Consider the following 16,567-nt stretch of genomic DNA (forward strand, 5'->3'; position numbering starts at 1 on the left):
ATATTCTTCTTTTGGCACCCCATATTTTACCTGCTCCGCTTTATAAGGATGCATTTCCCTCTTTTGCTACCCCATAATTCACCCGCTCCTTTTTATAGGTACGCATCCCCTGTAATAACCAGCCTTTTTCACCCCTTCTCCCAAAATCAAAAAAACCGCTCCCAACCGGAAGCGGTTTTTTCTATCTATCAGCATTGAGACACTTTTGATTTTAATGGCAGATCCAGTGCGACCAGATCCTGATACGTTTCTCTTTTAATGACAAGCTGTGCTTCTCCATTTTCTGCGAAAACAACCGGTGGACGCGGGATGCGGTTGTAGTTGTTTGCCATGGAGTATCCGTATGCGCCTGTGCAGAAGACTGCAAGCAGATCATCTGGATTTGCTTGCGGCAGTGGAAGATCCCAAATGAGCATATCTCCGCTCTCGCAGCATTTTCCGGCGATGGAAACCGAGTCATCTTTAGGGTCATTCATCCGGTTCGCAAGGGCTGCTTCGTATTTTGCCTGGTAAAGAGCGGGACGGATGTTGTCGCTCATGCCGCCGTCGACTGAGACATATTTGCGGACATTCGGCACCACTTTTTCTGAGCCGATGGAATAAATCGTTGTGCCTGCGTCACCTACAAGTGAACGGCCCGGTTCAATCCAGATCTCAGGCATGGCAATGCCGCTTTCCTTCACCTGCTGTTTGATGCTTTCAACGATTTTTTCAACATAATATGTGGCAGGCATCGGCTCATCTTCTTCAGTGTAGCGGATTCCGAATCCGCCGCCGAGATTGACCACTTTCGGTTCGTACTGGAACGTTTCTTTCCAGTACGTCACTTTAGTGAAGATTTTTTCAGCAGCGAGAACGAAGCCCGTTGCATCGAAGATCTGTGAACCAATGTGGCAGTGATAGCCGAGAAGGTCGAATGCATCTGATGAAAGAACACTTTCCATCGCGCGTTCTACCTGGCCGTTTTGAAGGTCAAAGCCAAATTTTGAATCTTCCTGGCCGGTCGTAATATAGTCATGTGTATGCGCTTCAACGCCTGGAGTAACCCTCAATAGAACGGGCACTGTCGTTTTTTCCTGGGCGGCAATCTCTTTGATAAGCTCGATTTCTCTGAAATTGTCAACAACGACGCAGCCTATATTCAGCTTAATCGCCATTTCAAGCTCTGCTCTGCTTTTATTATTGCCGTGGAAATGAATTCTGTCTGCAGGAAAGCCTGCTGTTACAGCTGTGTAAAGCTCTCCGCCTGATACCACGTCAAGGGAAAGGCCTTCTTCTTCCACAAGCTGAAACATGGCAACGGAGGAGAACGCTTTGCTTGCATAGGCAACCTGCGCCTTTACGCCAAGCTTTTCAAATGTATGTTTAAAGCTTCTCGCACGTTCGCGAATAAGCGCGACATCGTAAATATAAAGAGGTGTACCGTATTTTGATGCGAGCTCTGCTGCATCTACTCCCCCAATTTCAAGGTGATTCTGCTCGTTGACTTTGCTGCTTCCATGTAAGAACAATTTAGCATCCCTCTTTCATTCCGTAAAAGGACAAAAGAACAGCTGCTACCTTTTGGGTGAACAGCTGTTCCGCACTTCTGGTCCTTCAGGTAAATTAAGCTTACAATATCACAAAATCCATGCACTTTCAATCCTTTTAGCGCGGCTGTTTCCTGATATTCTGGGGGTGTACGATGCTTGGTCTGACCTTTGCCCCGGGCACCGATGTCCGGATGAAAACCTGCCACAGAGCTTTTGCATTAAATGGGAGGAACGGCCACAAATATGGCGTGTTCAACGATCTGATGCTCGCCAAGTATAAGAAAATCAAGGTAGTCCCGACGACAAGTCCTTCTGCGTGAAAGAGTGCAACTGCCACAAGGAGCACCAGCCTGACCATTTTGTTGGCAATGCTCAGCTCATAACTTGGTGTTGCGAACGTTCCGATGGCAGCAATCGCTACATATAGAATGACTTCAGGAACAAAAAGTCCGACATCAATGGCAATCTGTCCGATCAGAGCTGCCGCAATCAAGCCCATGGCAACGGACAATGCTGTCGGCGTATGAATGGCCGCCATTCTTAAGAATTCGATGCCGAGATCAGCGAGAAACAGCTGTACGACAATTGGAATGTTCTTCTTTTCATTTGGTCCGATATAGTCTATCGCTTCAGGCAAAAGTGACGGCTCCAATACGTATGCAAACCACAGCGGGACGATAAATATCGATCCTATGATGCCGAGAAACCTCACCCATCTTAAAAATGTCCCGACAGCAGGGGCCTGGCGGTATTCCTCCGCGTGCTGAACATGGTGAAAGTACGTGGTTGGCGTAATGATCACACTTGGAGATGTATCAACAATAATTAATACATGTCCTTCAAGCAAATGATTGGCCGCAACATCAGCCCGCTCTGTGTACCTGACAAGCGGAAACGGATTATATCCCTGTTTCACCAGGAATTCTTCCACCGTTTTGTCTGACATCGTAAGTCCGTCTATCTTAATGGTCTCAAGCTCTTTTTTTACCACTTCAACCATATCGGGGTCTGCAACATCTTCTATGTAGCACAGGCACACATCGGTTTTTGAGCGTTCACCGATTTTCATCATTGAAAACCGCAAGCCTTCATCCCGGATTCTTCTGCGCATCAAAGCAGTGTTCACAATGATATTTTCAACAAAACCGTCTCTTGAACCCCGGACCACTTTTTCTGTATCCGGTTCTTCAGGGTTTCTGCCGGGATAGCTCCGCACATCAACGACGATTCCGTAATCAAAGCCTTCAATCATGAAGACAACTAATCCTGAAAGGACCTGATCTACTGCTTCATCCATGGTTTTAAGCTTTTGCACCTGCTGATGGGCAAGCCTGTTTTCAATGATTTCATTGACTTTCATCCGTTCAAACTCAAAGTCATTGATTTCAACGAGTTCTTTTAAAATCGGAATCAGAAAAGAAGTATCACAAAGGCCTGTCACGTAGTACATATTGACCTCTACGCCCAGGACATAAATTTTCCGGACTCCAAGGTCAAAGCTTTGATTTAGCCCAACATGGTTTTTAAAATAGTTTTCATTGACGGATAGTTTAGATGAAATTTTGGTCTTCTGTTCTGATTTTTTTTCGCTCATCTGCCATTCCGCTCCTTTCCAGGATTAATTCAACTGCTTTCATGGTTATTGGAGAGCCCCGGTCAACGCTGTCTTTGCGGGACATTTTCCCGATGTCTCCGATCCCCACAATAATCGGCACATTCAGTCTGTCCAGACAATAGACGGTGTCTCCCGTCATTTTTCCAACTTCAAATTCTCTTATGCCGCTTTTATCGACCCCATATTCGGAAATCTGTCCGTCCCGGTCGATGGATACATCAATATTCGTCCATTCGGACCCGTGCGTCTTGGCTGCAACGGCGATGACCCCAAGCACTTCAATTTGAGGATGCTCCGCTACATGCATAAGCGCTCTTTCACCCGGACCTTCTTCTAAAAGACCGCAATCATCAAACATGACAAAGACAGGGTCATATGGGGTTTTTATGATTAGCTTCACAATTTCAGGACCTGTCAAAAAAGTGGGATTCCCTTTGGACTGGGAAATGCATCTGCCGCCGACTTTCTTTGCCGCATAAGCAATCGTTTTGGCCGCATATACATCTCCATCTGTCACGATAATGACCCTTCTTGTCTCTGTCATAGGATGATCTTATCCTTTCGGCTTAAAAATAAGTGCCACGAAAAATGCAAACACGATAGCAGCGGAGATCCCGGCAGATGTCAGTTCGAAAATACCGATTCCAATCCCGATAATGCCGTGTTCCTCTGCCTGCTTCATTGCCCCGTGCAATAGAGAATGACCGAAGCTTGTAATCGGAACGGTGGCGCCTGCCCCTGCAAATTTTATAAAATTATCATAAATGCCAAAGCCGTCAAGAATGGCACCTGACACAACGAACGTACTCATAACATGTGCCGGTGTAAGCTTTGCAAAATCAAGCAGAATCTGGCCGATGACACATATAGCCCCGCCAACTGCAAACGCAATTAAGTATTCCATGTATTGTTCCCACCCCTGTCCACTCTCTCGAAAACAACTGCATGAGCAATTGTCGGAATGGATTCTTTTTGCTGAATCATCGTCGGGCTTAAAAGAGCACCCGTTGCAACCACCATCACTTTTTTCAAATTGCCGTTTCTCATTTCGTCAAAAAGATGGCTGTACGTGACAACAGCCGAACATCCGCAGCCGCTGCCCCCTGCAAACACGTTCTGGTCAGGCCGGTATATCATAATGCCGCAGTCGTTATGATTGGCATAGACGTCAAATCCTTCTTCTTTTAAAAGATCTTTCACAATCGGGCTTCCGACAGAAGCCAGGTCGCCTGTTGCAATCAAGTCATACTCGTCCGGAGATATCTGCAAATCCTTAAAATGCTGTGCAATGGTATCCGCAGCTGCAGGCGCCATAGCAGAACCCATATCAAAAGGATCCGTTATTCCAAGGTCCGCCACACTGCCGATGGTCGCTGACGTAATTCTGATGTCACTCTCGTCGCGGCTGACAATGACAGCTCCTGAACCGGATATTGTGGACTGAGCTGTTTTCGGCTTTTGACCGCCATATTCGGTAGGATACCTGAATTGCCGTTCTGCTGTAGCGTTGTGGCTGCTCGTAGCAGCCAACACCCTGTTTGCAAATCCCCCGTCAACTAGGGCCGAACTCACAGCCAGCGTTTCCATGGAGGTTGAGCATGCTCCAAACATGCAGAGAAAAGGAATCTTGTTATGCCTTGCTGTATAGTTTGCTGTCACGTTCTGATTCAGGAGATCTCCTGCAAGGAAAAAATCAATATCTTCCTTTGTGAAATTTCCTTTCTTCAGGGCAAAATCGATCGCATCCTCCATCAGCCGCCGTTCTGCAAGCTCCCAGTTATCCTCATCGCAGTGGAGATTATCATATGTTTTATCAAATCCGCTGCCGAGCGGACCATCTGCTTCTTTTGGCCCGACAGCTGTTCCGCTTGACTGAACATAAACAGGGTTTTCAAAAACCCACGTCTGCTTCCCGGTTAATCTCATTTTTTATAGCCCCTCCTTCTTTTTAAAATGCCAGTCCGTAAACATATCTGATAATCCCTACCACGTATGCTGCCACTACACCGAATACAATGACCGAACCTGCAAGCTTAAACATGTTTGTCGCAACTCCGAGCACAATCCCTTCACTTCTGTGCTCAAGAGCTGCACTTGTCATAGAATTAGCAAAGCCGGTAACAGGTACGGCTGAACCTGCCCCTGCAAACTGGCCGATTCTGTCGTAGATGCCAAAACCCGTAAGGAGAGCTGAAATTAATATAAGTGTTGCGACCGTAGGGTTTCCGGCGGTTTTTTCCGTAAAATGAAAGAAGTTTATATACATGTTTGAGATGGCCTGGCCAAACGCGCATATCAGCCCTCCCACAATGAAAGCCTTGAGACAGTTTTTGAAATATGGCGGCTTCGGCTGATACGTCTTTACCTTATTTTTATAATCGTCCTTTAAATTTGCCATGTTTTCTCCTCCCGGAATTATTGATAGACGAAATAGAGCCAGTGAAACAGAGACCCTGCAACTTTTCCAAACACAATCGCCATTAAGAGAATGACAATCTTGTCGGCAATCCCGATTCTTTTAGCGAGAATCGGAAAGACATTCAGCACTTCAGTAAGCGCTGCGGCAAGCATGCCGATGAAAATTCCATTGATTAAGCCAACGGGTAAAAGGAAAAATTCGGGCAAGAACAGTTTTGAATCCCTTAAGCTGACCCATCCCCCTGTAATAGCCCCTGCTACAATGGCCCACTCATATGCCTGAATCATATCGACGGTTTTCGTCAGCTGCGTGAGCCGGGGGATAATCCCCAGAACCGCTAAAAATGCGACGAACCCCGATCCTACAGCAAGCCCCCCTGCGAGCCCGATCAGCATCGTGATCAGAAGGTTAATGATCATCGATTTTTTTCATGCTTTCTTTGTTTTCTTTCATGGATACATACATATCCATGTCGAGCTGATAATTGAACATCTCGACCTCAAGCGGACTTGGCTCTTCATTAATTCTCTTTTTAAAGAGATGATTGAAAAACAGAATCATCCCAAGACCGAGTCCGATTGAATATGGGATTTGCAGAAGAAGCGGATGCTCAGACGTTTTTCCGGTAATAATCGTATACAGCCGTTTATGCACAAGCTGCATGCTGACATCTTCATGAAAATTCATAATCGCAAGCGCTGCTCCGACAAAGAGCAGAATCCAGACAAGCGCGAACAAAACAGGCGAATACGATTTTTTCTGAAACACAATCTCCACAATTGTCTGCGCAGGCCCTACAGCCTGAACATCAATATCCGGATCTGTCTTATGTACCTCTGCAAGCACCCGCATGACATCGATCACGACGATATTCTTATCACTCGGCTGTACCCTGTGGACAACAAGATTTGAAATCCGGGTCCGGAGCTCCTTTTCAGCCACAATCTGAGCAATTTTTGAGACGGTAATACAATCGTCAGGGCGGACCTGCACTCTGTGACGCAGCCGGATGTATACCGTTTTTTCCATCACATTCACTTCCTGAAAATAGGATTGTACCTGTAGTATGCATTGGAAGAATTTATATCATGCAACTTGCAGCGGGCCATTAATTACCAAAGGAGTTTTTATTAAGGGGATACTCGGGGCTTTGCGGGATTGTAGAGGGAAATAGTGATGCGGTGCCGGGGACCGGTCAAATTGATCTGATGAATTTTATATATAATACAGTTAAAACTGCCAGCCGTACTTCAATCCATCACGCTTAGTATTTTCCGCAAACACAAAAAAGACACATCTCATGATATGTCTTTTTGAACAATTATTGATCCATCCGGTCTTTCATTTGCTGGAGGATCTTTTTTTCGAGCCTTGATACCTGCACCTGCGAGATGCCGAGGCGTTCGGCCACTTCTGATTGAGTCTGGTCTTTGTAGTACCTGAGATACACGATCAGCTTTTCCCGCTCATCGAGTTCTTTTATGGCATCTTTCAGGACGATTTTGTCAAACCACTTCGTCTCGCCCGAGTCGGCGATTTGATCGAGCAGGGTGATTGGGTCGCCATCGTTTTCGTAGACGGTTTCGTGGATGGAGGATGGCGCGCGTACGGCTTCCTGTGCAAGAACGACTTCTTCGGGTGTGATCTCAAGGTAGTCTGCGATCTCAGAGACAGTAGGCATTTTGCCGAGCGATTTTGATAAATCATCTTTTGCTCTTCTGATTTTGTTGCCCAGTTCTTTTAGAGAGCGGCTCACCTTTACTGTGCCGTCATCCCGGATAAAGCGCTGAATTTCGCCGATAATCATCGGAACCGCATAGGTTGAAAATTTAACGTCGTAGGACAGGTCAAATTTGTCAACCGATTTTAAAAGGCCGATGCAGCCGATCTGAAACAGGTCATCTGCTTCATAGCCCCTGTTCAGGAATCTTTGAACGACAGACCACACTAAGCGCATGTTTTTTTCGACAATCGTGTCTCTTGCCGTCTGGTCGCCATCCTGGCTGCGTTTGATCAGTTCCTTCACTTCATGGTCCTTAAGCTGAGTTTTTGAGATATCGTTCTTGACCTCCACATCCATAGCAAGTCTCCTTAGTTTACTAAAGCTTTGCTTTTCGATAAGTGTTTTGTAAGCTTTACCGATGTTCCGCGGGATTTTGACGATTCAATTTCCACTTCATCCATGAAGTTCTCCATGATGGTAAAGCCCATTCCTGACCGTTCAAGTTCCGGCTTAGTTGTATAAAGAGGCTGTCTTGCTTCTTCTACATCGCTGATTCCCATTCCCTCATCGCGGATGGACAGTGTGACTATGCTGTCTTCGAGTGTGACAGAAATATAGACAATTCCGCTTGGATCGTTGTCATAGCCGTGAATGATGGCGTTTGTCACCGCCTCGGATACGACCGTTTTGATTTCAGTCAGTTCATCAAGTGTCGGATCGAGCTGGGCAATAAATGCCGCAACTGTCACACGGGCAAAGGATTCATTCTGGCTGAGCGCGGAAAATTGAAGGTTCATCTCATTTCTCATGATGCCACCCCCAATGTAACGAGCGCTCTTTCTTCAGACGACTCCAGGCGGATGATTTTAAACAGGCCTGACATATCAAACAGGCGTTTGACTGCAGGCGATATGGCACAGACGACCATTTCCCCGCCGATTTGCTTCACTTGTTTGTATCTTCCTAAAATGACGCCAAGCCCTGAACTGTCCATAAATGACAGGTGCTCAAGGTTCAGTACGATATGCTGAACGTTTTCAGATGCAAGAATGTCTGTCACCTTCTGGCGCAGTTCCTCCGCAGTATGATGATCGAGTTCACCGATCAGACGAATGCACAGGACAGATTGTTTGACATCAAGCTCTACTGCTAGACTCATCCCTATTCCTCCCTAAATTCCGGATATAGTCAGTTTCGAGGTTTTGACGCTTTTTTCCTGCCCTGTGACAAAACTAGTGCCTATTCGCCAACATTAGCCAGTTTCTGTTTTCAGCCTGATTTCGTAAAGTCTGAGAGTACGCGTTTAAAGAGTGTCCACCAGCCGGCCTGCTGAATATCGCCTTCTGCTACAAGCGGGCTTTCAACAACGGTTTTGCTGTCTTTTTTCAGAATCAATTTTCCAAGCTCATCGCCTTTTTTAAGCGGCGCCTGAAGATTTTGCTTCATGACAACTTCCTGAGTGACATCTTTTACACTTCCGCCTTTTTTCGTCAGTACTGAAATCGGTTCAGATGTGACAAGATTTAAGGTTTTGCTGTCGCCTTTGCTGATCTTCATTTTTGCAACGACTTCGTTCCGTTTGAACAGAGGGTGTGTTTCATATTGGCTGAATGCGTAATCAAGCATTTTTGTCACTTGTGCATTTCTGTCTTTTGGAGTCGGCGCTCCCATGACAACGGCAATGACACGCATGTTGTCTTTTTTGGCAGTGGCCGTCAGGCAGTATTTTGCTTCATTCGTAAAGCCTGTTTTCACGCCGTCGACGCCTTTATAGAACTTTACAAGACGGTTTGTGTTAACGAGCCAGAATTTTTTATCGGTATCCTCGCGAAGATAATCTTCATAAGACCCTGTGTATTGGGTAATTTTTTCAAATTTCAGCAGTTCTTTCGCCATAACGGCCATATCATGAGCTGTGCTGTAATGGCCTTTTTCAGGCAGACCTGTCGGGTTTTGAAAAGCCGTATTTTTAAGCCCCAGTGCTTTAACACGTTTGTTCATTTTTTTAACAAAAGCATCTTCAGAGCCTGCAATGCGCTCGGCCATGGCAACGGATGCATCATTTCCGGATGCGATGGCGATGCCTTTAAGCATTTCATGAACGGTCATCTCTTCTCCCGGTTCAAGGAAGATTTGAGATCCGCCCATGGAAGCTGCATATTCGCTTGTACGGACTTTTTCGTCCATTTTAAGCTGTCCTTTATCAATCTCTTCCATAATCAGCAGCATGGTCATAATTTTTGTCATGCTCGCTGGAGGAAGCTTTTCATCACTGTTTTTATCATAGAGAATGTTGCCGGTGTCGCGTTCGATCAGTACAGCCGATTTTGCTTTATCCGCAAGCTGGACTGAGCCTTCTTCTGCAAAAGCAGGTGTTGCAATGGTCAATATCATGGTGCTGAGCACTGCGGTTGATAGTAGACGTTTCATCTCCAAGCCCTCCATTCATATACTTCCCATTTTTTCCATGTGATGAAAAAATATACTTATGGACACCAAAATTTTTGCATGCAAAAAGCCGGGAGTTCATCCCGGCTCTGGCTGTTCTTATTCTTTTACTGTATCATGCACAAGCGGCGGTGCGTCCACTGCCTGCTGTGACACTTTGATGCTCTCATAAAGCTTTGCTTTTACTTGCTCCACATCTTCCTGGTTGCTGTAAATAGTCACTAGAGAATCGCCTTTTTTGACGGCCTCTCCAATTTTTTTGTTCAGCATCAGACCGACTGCAAGGTCAATTTCAGATTCTTTCGTAGCGCGTCCCGCTCCAAGCCACATCGCTGCAACTCCTACAGAATCTGCTACGATTTCAGACACATAGCCGTCTTCTTTTGCAGGAAGTTCAACTTTGTATTTTGCCTGCGGCATTTTGCTTGGGTCATCAACCACTGAACCGTCTCCGCCCTGTGCTTCAAGGAATACTTTCAGCGTTTCAAGAGCTTTTCCGTTTTGAATCACTTCTTCAAGCATGCTGCGCGCTTCTTCAAGAGATGACGCTTTTTCTGCAAGGAATACCATGTAGCTTCCAAGCGTTAAGCACAGCTCGTGTAGATCTTCCGGACCTTCGCCTTTTAACGTATCAATCGCTTCTTTGATTTCAAGGGCGTTTCCGATTGCGTAGCCAAGCGGCTGGCTCATATCAGAAATAACGGCCATCGTTTTGCGTCCGACTGCATTTCCGATCTCAACCATTGCCTGTGCAAGCTCTCTTGCATCATCAAGGTCTTTCATGAATGCGCCTGCGCCTGTTTTTACATCAAGAACAATTGCATCTGCGCCTGCTGCAATTTTTTTGCTCATAATGGAGCTTGCAATCAGCGGAATGCTGTCAACTGTTGCTGTTACGTCACGAAGAGCGTAAAGCTTTTTATCAGCAGGAGTTAAGTTGCCGCTCTGGCCGATAACCGCGATTTTGTTTTGGTTTACAAGCTTAATGAACTCTTCATTTTCAATCTCAACATGGAAGCCAGGTACAGCTTCAAGTTTATCAATCGTTCCGCCAGTGTGGCCAAGGCCGCGGCCTGACATTTTCGCAACCGGCACGCCGACTGCAGCGACAAGAGGTCCAAGAACAAGTGTCGTTGTATCGCCGACTCCGCCTGTGCTGTGCTTATCAACCTTGATGCCTTCAATCTTGCTGAGGTCGATCGTGTCGCCTGAATGAACCATTTCCATCGTTAAGTTTGCGCGCTCTTCTTTTGTCATGCCTTTAAAAAAGATGGCCATTGTAAGAGCACTCACTTGATAATCAGGAATATCACCGTTTGTATAGCCTTTGATGATAAAGCTGATTTCTTCTTTTGTCAGTTCTTTTCCGTCACGTTTTTTTTCAATTAAGTCAACGATTCTCATTTTTTCTCCACCCCGCTGTGAATATCTTCAACGATTTTCTTCACTAGATTCAGGAAGTTCGTTTTTACCATTTCTGTTGTTTCCATTACTTCATCATGTGAAAGCGGCTGGTCCAGAATACCGGCAGCCATGTTTGAAATACAGGAAATGCCAAGCACCTTCATGCCTGCATGATTGGCTACAATGACTTCAGGCACAGTTGACATGCCGACTGCGTCTCCGCCAAGGACACGTGCCAGGCGAACTTCTGCCGGTGTTTCATATGCAGGTCCCGTATTTCCGACATACACGCCTTCCTGCACGTTAATGCCAAGCTCTGAAGCCGCATTCTTGGCAAGAGTTCTTAGATCCCGATTGTATGCCTGGGACATGTCAGGAAAACGCACGCCAAGGTCTGAATCATTTGGTCCGATTAACGGGCTTGTTCCCATATTATTGATATGATCAGAAATGATCATTAAATCACCCGGTTCAAACGATTCATTCACTCCGCCTGCTGCATTCGTGACGATAATTGTTTTTACGCCCATTTCCTTCAGCACACGAACCGGGAATGTCACTTTTTTCATGTCATAGCCTTCGTAAAAGTGGAAACGGCCCTGCATAGCAGCCACGTTTGCTCCTTTAAGCGTTCCGAATACAAGCTGTCCGGCATGGCCCTCAACAGTGGATACCGGGAAGTTTGGAATGTCCTCATATGGAATTTTAACCGGATTCTCGATTTCATCCGCCAGAACACCAAGACCAGATCCAAGGATCAGACCGATCTCAGGCAGGTTTTTTACTTTTTCCTTCATGAACTCTGCAGACTGTTTAATTTCTTGCAGCATGTCTCGTTCCCCCTTTAGTTTTTCAATTCGTGCAAAAAGCTTTTTCCATGCTTTGGCATCGTCACTTTAAAGTTGTCGGCAATCGTTGCGCCGATATCAGCAAATGTTTCGCGGACAGGCAGTTCCGTGCCTTGTTTCATGCGCGGGCTGTACGCCAAAAGCGGAACATATTCACGTGTATGGTCTGTACCATGGTGAACAGGGTCATTTCCGTGGTCAGCCGTAATAATAAGCAGGTCATCTTCGTTTAATTTGGACATTAATTCAGGCAGACGGGCATCATACTCTTCAAGCGCAAGTCCGTATCCTTCAGGATCTCTTCTGTGCCCGAACAGCGCATCAAAATCAACCAGGTTTACAAAGCTTAAGCCTGTAAAATCGCGGTCGGCTGTCTCAGCAATCTTGTCCATTCCGTCCATATTCGATTTCGTGCGGAGCGCGTCTGTAATGCCTTCTCCGTCATAAATATCCGATATTTTGCCGATGGCAATGACGTCGAGCCCGCCGTCCTGAAGCTCATTCATGACTGTGCGCTCAAATGGTTTCAGTGCATAGTCGTGGCGGTTTGCCGTACGCTTAAAGTTCCCCGGATTCCCGACAAAAGGACGGGCAATGACGCGTCCGACCATGTACTTTTCATCAAGGGTCATCTCGCGTGCCATTTCACAAATCTTAAGCTGCTCTTCAATCGGAATGATGTCCTCATGAGCCGCAATCTGAAGAACCGAATCCGCAGATGTATAAACGATCAGCGCTCCGGTTTTCATATGCTCTTCGCCAAGCTCATCCAGAATCTCCGTTCCTGATGCAGGTTTGTTTCCAATCACTTTTCTGCCTGTTTTTTCTTCAATAGCAGAAATCAGTTCATCAGGAAAACCATCCGGAAACACTTTAAACGGTGTATCAATACGAAGGCCCATGATTTCCCAGTGACCTGTCATCGTATCCTTTCCGTTTGAAGCTTCCTTCATTTTTGTATAGAATGCCTGCGGTTTTTCCTGAACAGGTATACCTTCAATTTCTTCTATGTTGCTCAGTCCAAGCTTTGCCATGTTCGGCATGTTAAGGCCTTTCATATGCTCTGCAATGTGGCCGAGTGTGTGTGAGCCTTTGTCGCCGAAATCAGCTGCATCCGGCGCTTCCCCGATGCCGACTGAATCCATGACGATCAGGAATATTCTTTTATATGTATAATCAGACATGTAGATCCTCCTTATAACTTAAAATTGCTCTTCTATACCATTTCCCAATTGATGAAGATTGATTTACGCGTTTTCATTGGTCAGAAGTCTGACATCTAAAGTATAAACCGTTTTCACGGATTCTGACAATCATTATCTTTCTATTTCCTTGTTTTATTTGTTCGAAAACCTGTTTCCCATAAAAATGATAAAAAGCCACCCCTCAGGATGGCTTATGCTCTTGGATGATATTGTCTGTAGACGTCTTTCAGTCTGGTCTTTGAAACATGCGTGTAAATTTGAGTGGTGGAAATATCCGCGTGGCCGAGCATTTCCTGTACCGCCCGCAGATCTGCTCCATTTTCAAGAAGGTGCGTTGCAAACGAATGGCGGAGAGTATGCGGCGTAAGCTCTTTGCTGATGCCTGCCTCAAGAGCAAGCTTCTTCAGATTCTTCCAGTAGCCCTGGCGCGTCATCCTGTTGCCGTGATGGTTTAAAAACAGGGCATCTGTCTGGTTTTTCTTCGATGCAAGCTTCGTTCTTCCCCTGTCAATGTACGTCTCAAGCGCTTCTGCTGCGGTTCTTCCAATCGGAACGATCCGCTCTTTATTGCCTTTTCCGATGCAGCGGACAAAGCCCATCGTCAAATGCACGTCGGTTATATCAAGATTAATCATCTCACTCACCCGTATGCCAGTCGCATAAAGCAGTTCAAGCATGGCTTTATCTCTGTAGCCAAACGGCGATGTGAGTTTTGGGGTATCAAGCAGTTTTTCAACTTCTGTCAGTGAAAGCACTTTTGGAAGGGTCCGTTCGACCTGGGGAGATTCAATATGTACAGTAGGATCGTGGTCTGCGGCCTTTTCTCTTAAAAGAAACTGGTGAAAGCTGCGGATGGAAGCAGTGTGCCGGGCGATCGTCTTGCTTGATTTTCCCGCTTCCTTTAAAGATTTTAAGAAATGGATAATTGAAAGTCGCGTCACGTCCTGAAAAGACGAAAGCTCTTCTTTTTCAGTCAAATAGTGATGGTAGCTTTTTAAATCACGTTCATACGAAACAATGGTATTGTGGGAAAGCCCCCGCTCCACCACCAGGTAATGCATGAAATCCTGAATTTGATCTTTCAATTTCCTCTACTCCCCGTTTAAGTAAAAGAAAAGCAGCCTGTTCAGCCAGTGCTCCTCTTCATCGGCCACCATCTTGGTGACCTTAAGCGCTGCACCCTCGGGCTGGTCATAGCGGTGCATTTCTTCATACTCTAAGTTAACCCAAATGATAGCATAATAGAAAAGAATCGTAAATCCGGTAAACAAAATAAACACTTTGATCATATCAAACATGGTCCGTGCTGCTCTCACTCGCATTGCCTCCTTAAGAACCCGGCATCTTACCTAAACATATGCCAAAAAGGACAAACTTTATACGGAAAAACGCAAAAAAACCTCTCCGTATAATAGGAAAGGTTTACTCCTGCTCTTCATCCTTCTGTTCTTTTTCCTGACACCGGCGGCAAATGCCGTGAAAGGTCAGACGGTGATCTTTAATTTTAAATTGAAAGTCCCGTTCAACAATCTGTTCTACATCCTCAAGAAGATCTTCTTCTATTTCAGCGACCGCGCCGCATTCAATGCAGACAAGATGATGATGAAAGTGCGCTGCGCCTTCTTTTCTCAGATCATAGCGCGATACGCCGTCTCCAAAGTTTATTTTATCGACAATTTTAAGTTCTGTAAGTAGCTCCAACGTACGATAAACAGTTGCTAAACCAATCTCTGGCGCTTTTTCCTTAACGAGGAGGTAAACATCTTCAGCACTCAAGTGATCTTCTTCACGCTCTAGCAGTACTCTGACAGTAGCTTCGCGCTGAGGAGTCAGCTTGTAGCTGGATGAATGCAACTGCTTTTTTATCCGCTCAATTCTGCTTTCCATACACACATTCCTCCCTCGCCGCGTTCCTCATCCATTATATCAAAAGAAAGGGATGTGTCCAACGAAAATCATTCCAATCTAATAAATAAAATGATTATTAGATAAAAATCATTCTATTTAGATACAATCTCAATAACATTTTTCATCAAAACAGGTGACGCATATGCCTCAAGCCCTGATGCAGCAGCGGTCAGCACAGCAATAGCAACAAAGAATGCCGCGTACCGCGCGAACATCGAAAACGGCGACTCTGCCAGATTTGATTTTTTATTTAAGAGCTGCTTTACGATTTTAAGAGAAAAAGAGATGGCTGTCGTACCCATAATAATAAATGCCGGTATTAAAATCATATTCTGCGGCATAACCGAAACAAATGAAAGCAAAAAGCCCTGCCAGCCCATTTGATTGACAAGAAAACCGACAGTAAAGCCAACGACAATTCCCTTTAAGAATAACATAATCAGAATCACCGGCAAACCTATGATTGAAATGCCGAGCACCCACATCAGGCCCAGATATTTCAGATTATGAAAAAAACTCTGCTGCAGCATTTCCACTGAACTTGCCACCTTGCCTTCAGAAACTTGTCCGAAAAAGCGGCTTAAATAAAAATATAAATCTTCCTTTTGAGTAAAGTTCATGCTGTTGACGATGACCGCCCCGAAAATAACCCCCATCAAAAACAATACAAAGACAAACAGGTAGAGCGACGAGCGTTCTTTCATATGCTGGATCATCATTGCTTTTAATGGATGTTTGCGCATCTTTTCTTCCTCCCGGTTTTTCACTTACTAGATTGTATGAAAAAAAGGAAGAAACTATGACAAGCCCCTATTGCATTATTTTCCCAAAAGGTTATAATTCTTAAAAACTGACAAGGCGGTGTTCCTGTGAAACGACCAATCTTACTTGATTTTCCGAATGAACTGACAACAGACAGACTCCTGATCCGCGCTCCCCGTCCAGGTGACGGAAAAGCAGTTAACACCGCAGTAAACGAATCGCTTGAAGAGTTGAAGCCATGGATGCCGTTTGCGCAAAAAAGCCAGTCCTTAGAAGACACAGAAGCAAACATCCGCGAATCCTGCGCTAAATTCATGCTGCGGGAGGATCTGCGTCTGCTCATGTTTGACCGGATCACTGGCGAGTTCATCGGCAGCACCGGCTTTCACCGCATGGACTGGGATGTTCCAAAAGTGGAAATCGGGTACTGGATTTCAACAAAGCACTCAGGAAAAGGATATATGACAGAGGCCGTTGAAGCCCTGACCGCCTTTGCAGCCAAAGAATTCCGCGCGAAACGTGTGGAAATCAGGTGCGATCCGGAAAACACAAAAAGCCGGCGCATTCCTGAAAAACTCGGTTATCAGCTGGAAGGCATCCTTAGACAGGACGATGTTTCTGCAGACGGTTGTTCACTGAGAGATACGTGTGTGTTTGCTAAAATTTTTTAACGCAAGAGAGGCACTTTGATGAAAAGTGCCTT

The 16,567-nt window shown here is 45.5% G+C and carries 20 protein-coding genes; 1 reads left to right on the plus strand and 19 read right to left on the minus strand.

Features of this window, described 5'->3' with window-relative positions:
- Positions 1-188 precede the first annotated feature (188 nt).
- From lysA to spoIIM, 19 genes are all read right to left on the minus strand, one after another.
- A complete protein-coding gene (gene lysA / locus ACK1LH_RS13250; protein ID WP_029280097.1) occupies positions 189-1,511 on the minus strand; it encodes a diaminopimelate decarboxylase in 1,323 nt (440 codons plus the stop codon).
- A 136-nt stretch (positions 1,512-1,647) separates the two neighbouring features.
- Positions 1,648-3,126 carry a spore germination protein gene (locus ACK1LH_RS13255; protein ID WP_029280095.1) on the minus strand — a complete coding sequence of 493 codons (1,479 nt, stop codon included), beginning with the start codon at positions 3,124-3,126 and terminating at the stop codon, positions 1,648-1,650.
- Entirely contained in the window at positions 3,083-3,691 is a 609-nt protein-coding gene (locus ACK1LH_RS13260; RefSeq protein ID WP_411333321.1) for a stage V sporulation protein AE, read from the minus strand. Before ACK1LH_RS13260 ends, ACK1LH_RS13255 begins: the two co-directional genes overlap by 44 nt.
- A 9-nt stretch (positions 3,692-3,700) precedes the next feature.
- On the minus strand, positions 3,701-4,051 hold the full coding sequence (gene spoVAE / locus ACK1LH_RS13265) for a stage V sporulation protein AE (RefSeq protein WP_029280091.1): 351 nt from the start codon (positions 4,049-4,051) through the stop codon (positions 3,701-3,703).
- Complete coding sequence (gene spoVAD / locus ACK1LH_RS13270; protein ID WP_029280089.1) at positions 4,039-5,073, minus strand: stage V sporulation protein AD; 1,035 nt, start codon at positions 5,071-5,073, stop codon at positions 4,039-4,041. The genes spoVAE and spoVAD overlap by 13 nt, the downstream gene beginning before the upstream one ends.
- Before the next feature lie 22 nt (positions 5,074-5,095).
- Entirely contained in the window at positions 5,096-5,545 is a 450-nt protein-coding gene (spoVAC, locus tag ACK1LH_RS13275; RefSeq protein WP_029280087.1) for a stage V sporulation protein AC, read from the minus strand.
- 17 nt (positions 5,546-5,562) lie between these two features.
- Positions 5,563-5,985, minus strand: coding sequence for a stage V sporulation protein AB (locus ACK1LH_RS13280; RefSeq protein WP_029280085.1), 423 nt, complete (start codon positions 5,983-5,985; stop codon positions 5,563-5,565).
- On the minus strand, positions 5,975-6,595 hold the full coding sequence (locus tag ACK1LH_RS13285; RefSeq protein WP_035206876.1) for a stage V sporulation protein AA: 621 nt from the start codon (positions 6,593-6,595) through the stop codon (positions 5,975-5,977). The genes ACK1LH_RS13280 and ACK1LH_RS13285 overlap by 11 nt, the downstream gene beginning before the upstream one ends.
- A 292-nt stretch (positions 6,596-6,887) precedes the next feature.
- Positions 6,888-7,646: an RNA polymerase sporulation sigma factor SigF gene (gene sigF / locus ACK1LH_RS13290; protein WP_035206878.1), complete on the minus strand. Its 759-nt coding sequence runs from the start codon at positions 7,644-7,646 to the stop codon at positions 6,888-6,890.
- 11 nt (positions 7,647-7,657) lie between these two features.
- The gene (gene spoIIAB / locus ACK1LH_RS13295; RefSeq protein ID WP_029280081.1) at positions 7,658-8,098 is read right to left on the minus strand and encodes an anti-sigma F factor; all 441 of its coding nucleotides are present in this window, start codon (positions 8,096-8,098) and stop codon (positions 7,658-7,660) included.
- Complete coding sequence (spoIIAA, locus tag ACK1LH_RS13300; protein WP_029280080.1) at positions 8,095-8,448, minus strand: anti-sigma F factor antagonist; 354 nt, start codon at positions 8,446-8,448, stop codon at positions 8,095-8,097. Before spoIIAA ends, spoIIAB begins: the two co-directional genes overlap by 4 nt.
- Positions 8,449-8,558: 110 nt before the next feature.
- A complete protein-coding gene (locus tag ACK1LH_RS13305; RefSeq protein ID WP_029280078.1) occupies positions 8,559-9,719 on the minus strand; it encodes a D-alanyl-D-alanine carboxypeptidase family protein in 1,161 nt (386 codons plus the stop codon).
- Between the two features lie 117 nt (positions 9,720-9,836).
- A complete protein-coding gene (locus ACK1LH_RS13310; protein ID WP_411333324.1) occupies positions 9,837-11,141 on the minus strand; it encodes a pyrimidine-nucleoside phosphorylase in 1,305 nt (434 codons plus the stop codon).
- Positions 11,138-11,971, minus strand: coding sequence for a purine-nucleoside phosphorylase (locus ACK1LH_RS13315; RefSeq protein WP_282035399.1), 834 nt, complete (start codon positions 11,969-11,971; stop codon positions 11,138-11,140). Before ACK1LH_RS13315 ends, ACK1LH_RS13310 begins: the two co-directional genes overlap by 4 nt.
- Before the next feature lie 14 nt (positions 11,972-11,985).
- Positions 11,986-13,173, minus strand: coding sequence for a phosphopentomutase (gene deoB, locus ACK1LH_RS13320; RefSeq protein ID WP_411333325.1), 1,188 nt, complete (start codon positions 13,171-13,173; stop codon positions 11,986-11,988).
- Positions 13,174-13,385: 212 nt separating this feature from the next.
- On the minus strand, positions 13,386-14,279 hold the full coding sequence (xerD, locus tag ACK1LH_RS13325) for a site-specific tyrosine recombinase XerD (protein ID WP_029280070.1): 894 nt from the start codon (positions 14,277-14,279) through the stop codon (positions 13,386-13,388).
- 6 nt (positions 14,280-14,285) lie between these two features.
- Positions 14,286-14,516, minus strand: a complete 231-nt coding sequence (locus ACK1LH_RS13330; protein ID WP_029280067.1) for a YqzK family protein — start codon at positions 14,514-14,516, stop codon at positions 14,286-14,288.
- Positions 14,517-14,616: 100 nt separating this feature from the next.
- Complete coding sequence (locus ACK1LH_RS13335) at positions 14,617-15,081, minus strand: Fur family transcriptional regulator (RefSeq protein WP_369733846.1); 465 nt, start codon at positions 15,079-15,081, stop codon at positions 14,617-14,619.
- Positions 15,082-15,194: 113 nt separating this feature from the next.
- A complete protein-coding gene (gene spoIIM, locus ACK1LH_RS13340) occupies positions 15,195-15,845 on the minus strand; it encodes a stage II sporulation protein M (protein ID WP_029280063.1) in 651 nt (216 codons plus the stop codon).
- A 126-nt stretch (positions 15,846-15,971) separates the two neighbouring features.
- On the opposite strand from spoIIM, the gene ACK1LH_RS13345 reads away from it, so the two are divergent.
- Positions 15,972-16,535, plus strand: coding sequence for a GNAT family N-acetyltransferase (locus tag ACK1LH_RS13345; protein ID WP_411333326.1), 564 nt, complete (start codon positions 15,972-15,974; stop codon positions 16,533-16,535).
- The last annotated feature ends 32 nt before the right edge of the window (positions 16,536-16,567 follow it).

The organism is Metabacillus indicus (genome assembly GCF_046603695.1).
Lineage (GTDB): Bacteria > Bacillota > Bacilli > Bacillales > Bacillaceae > Bacillus_P > Bacillus_P indicus.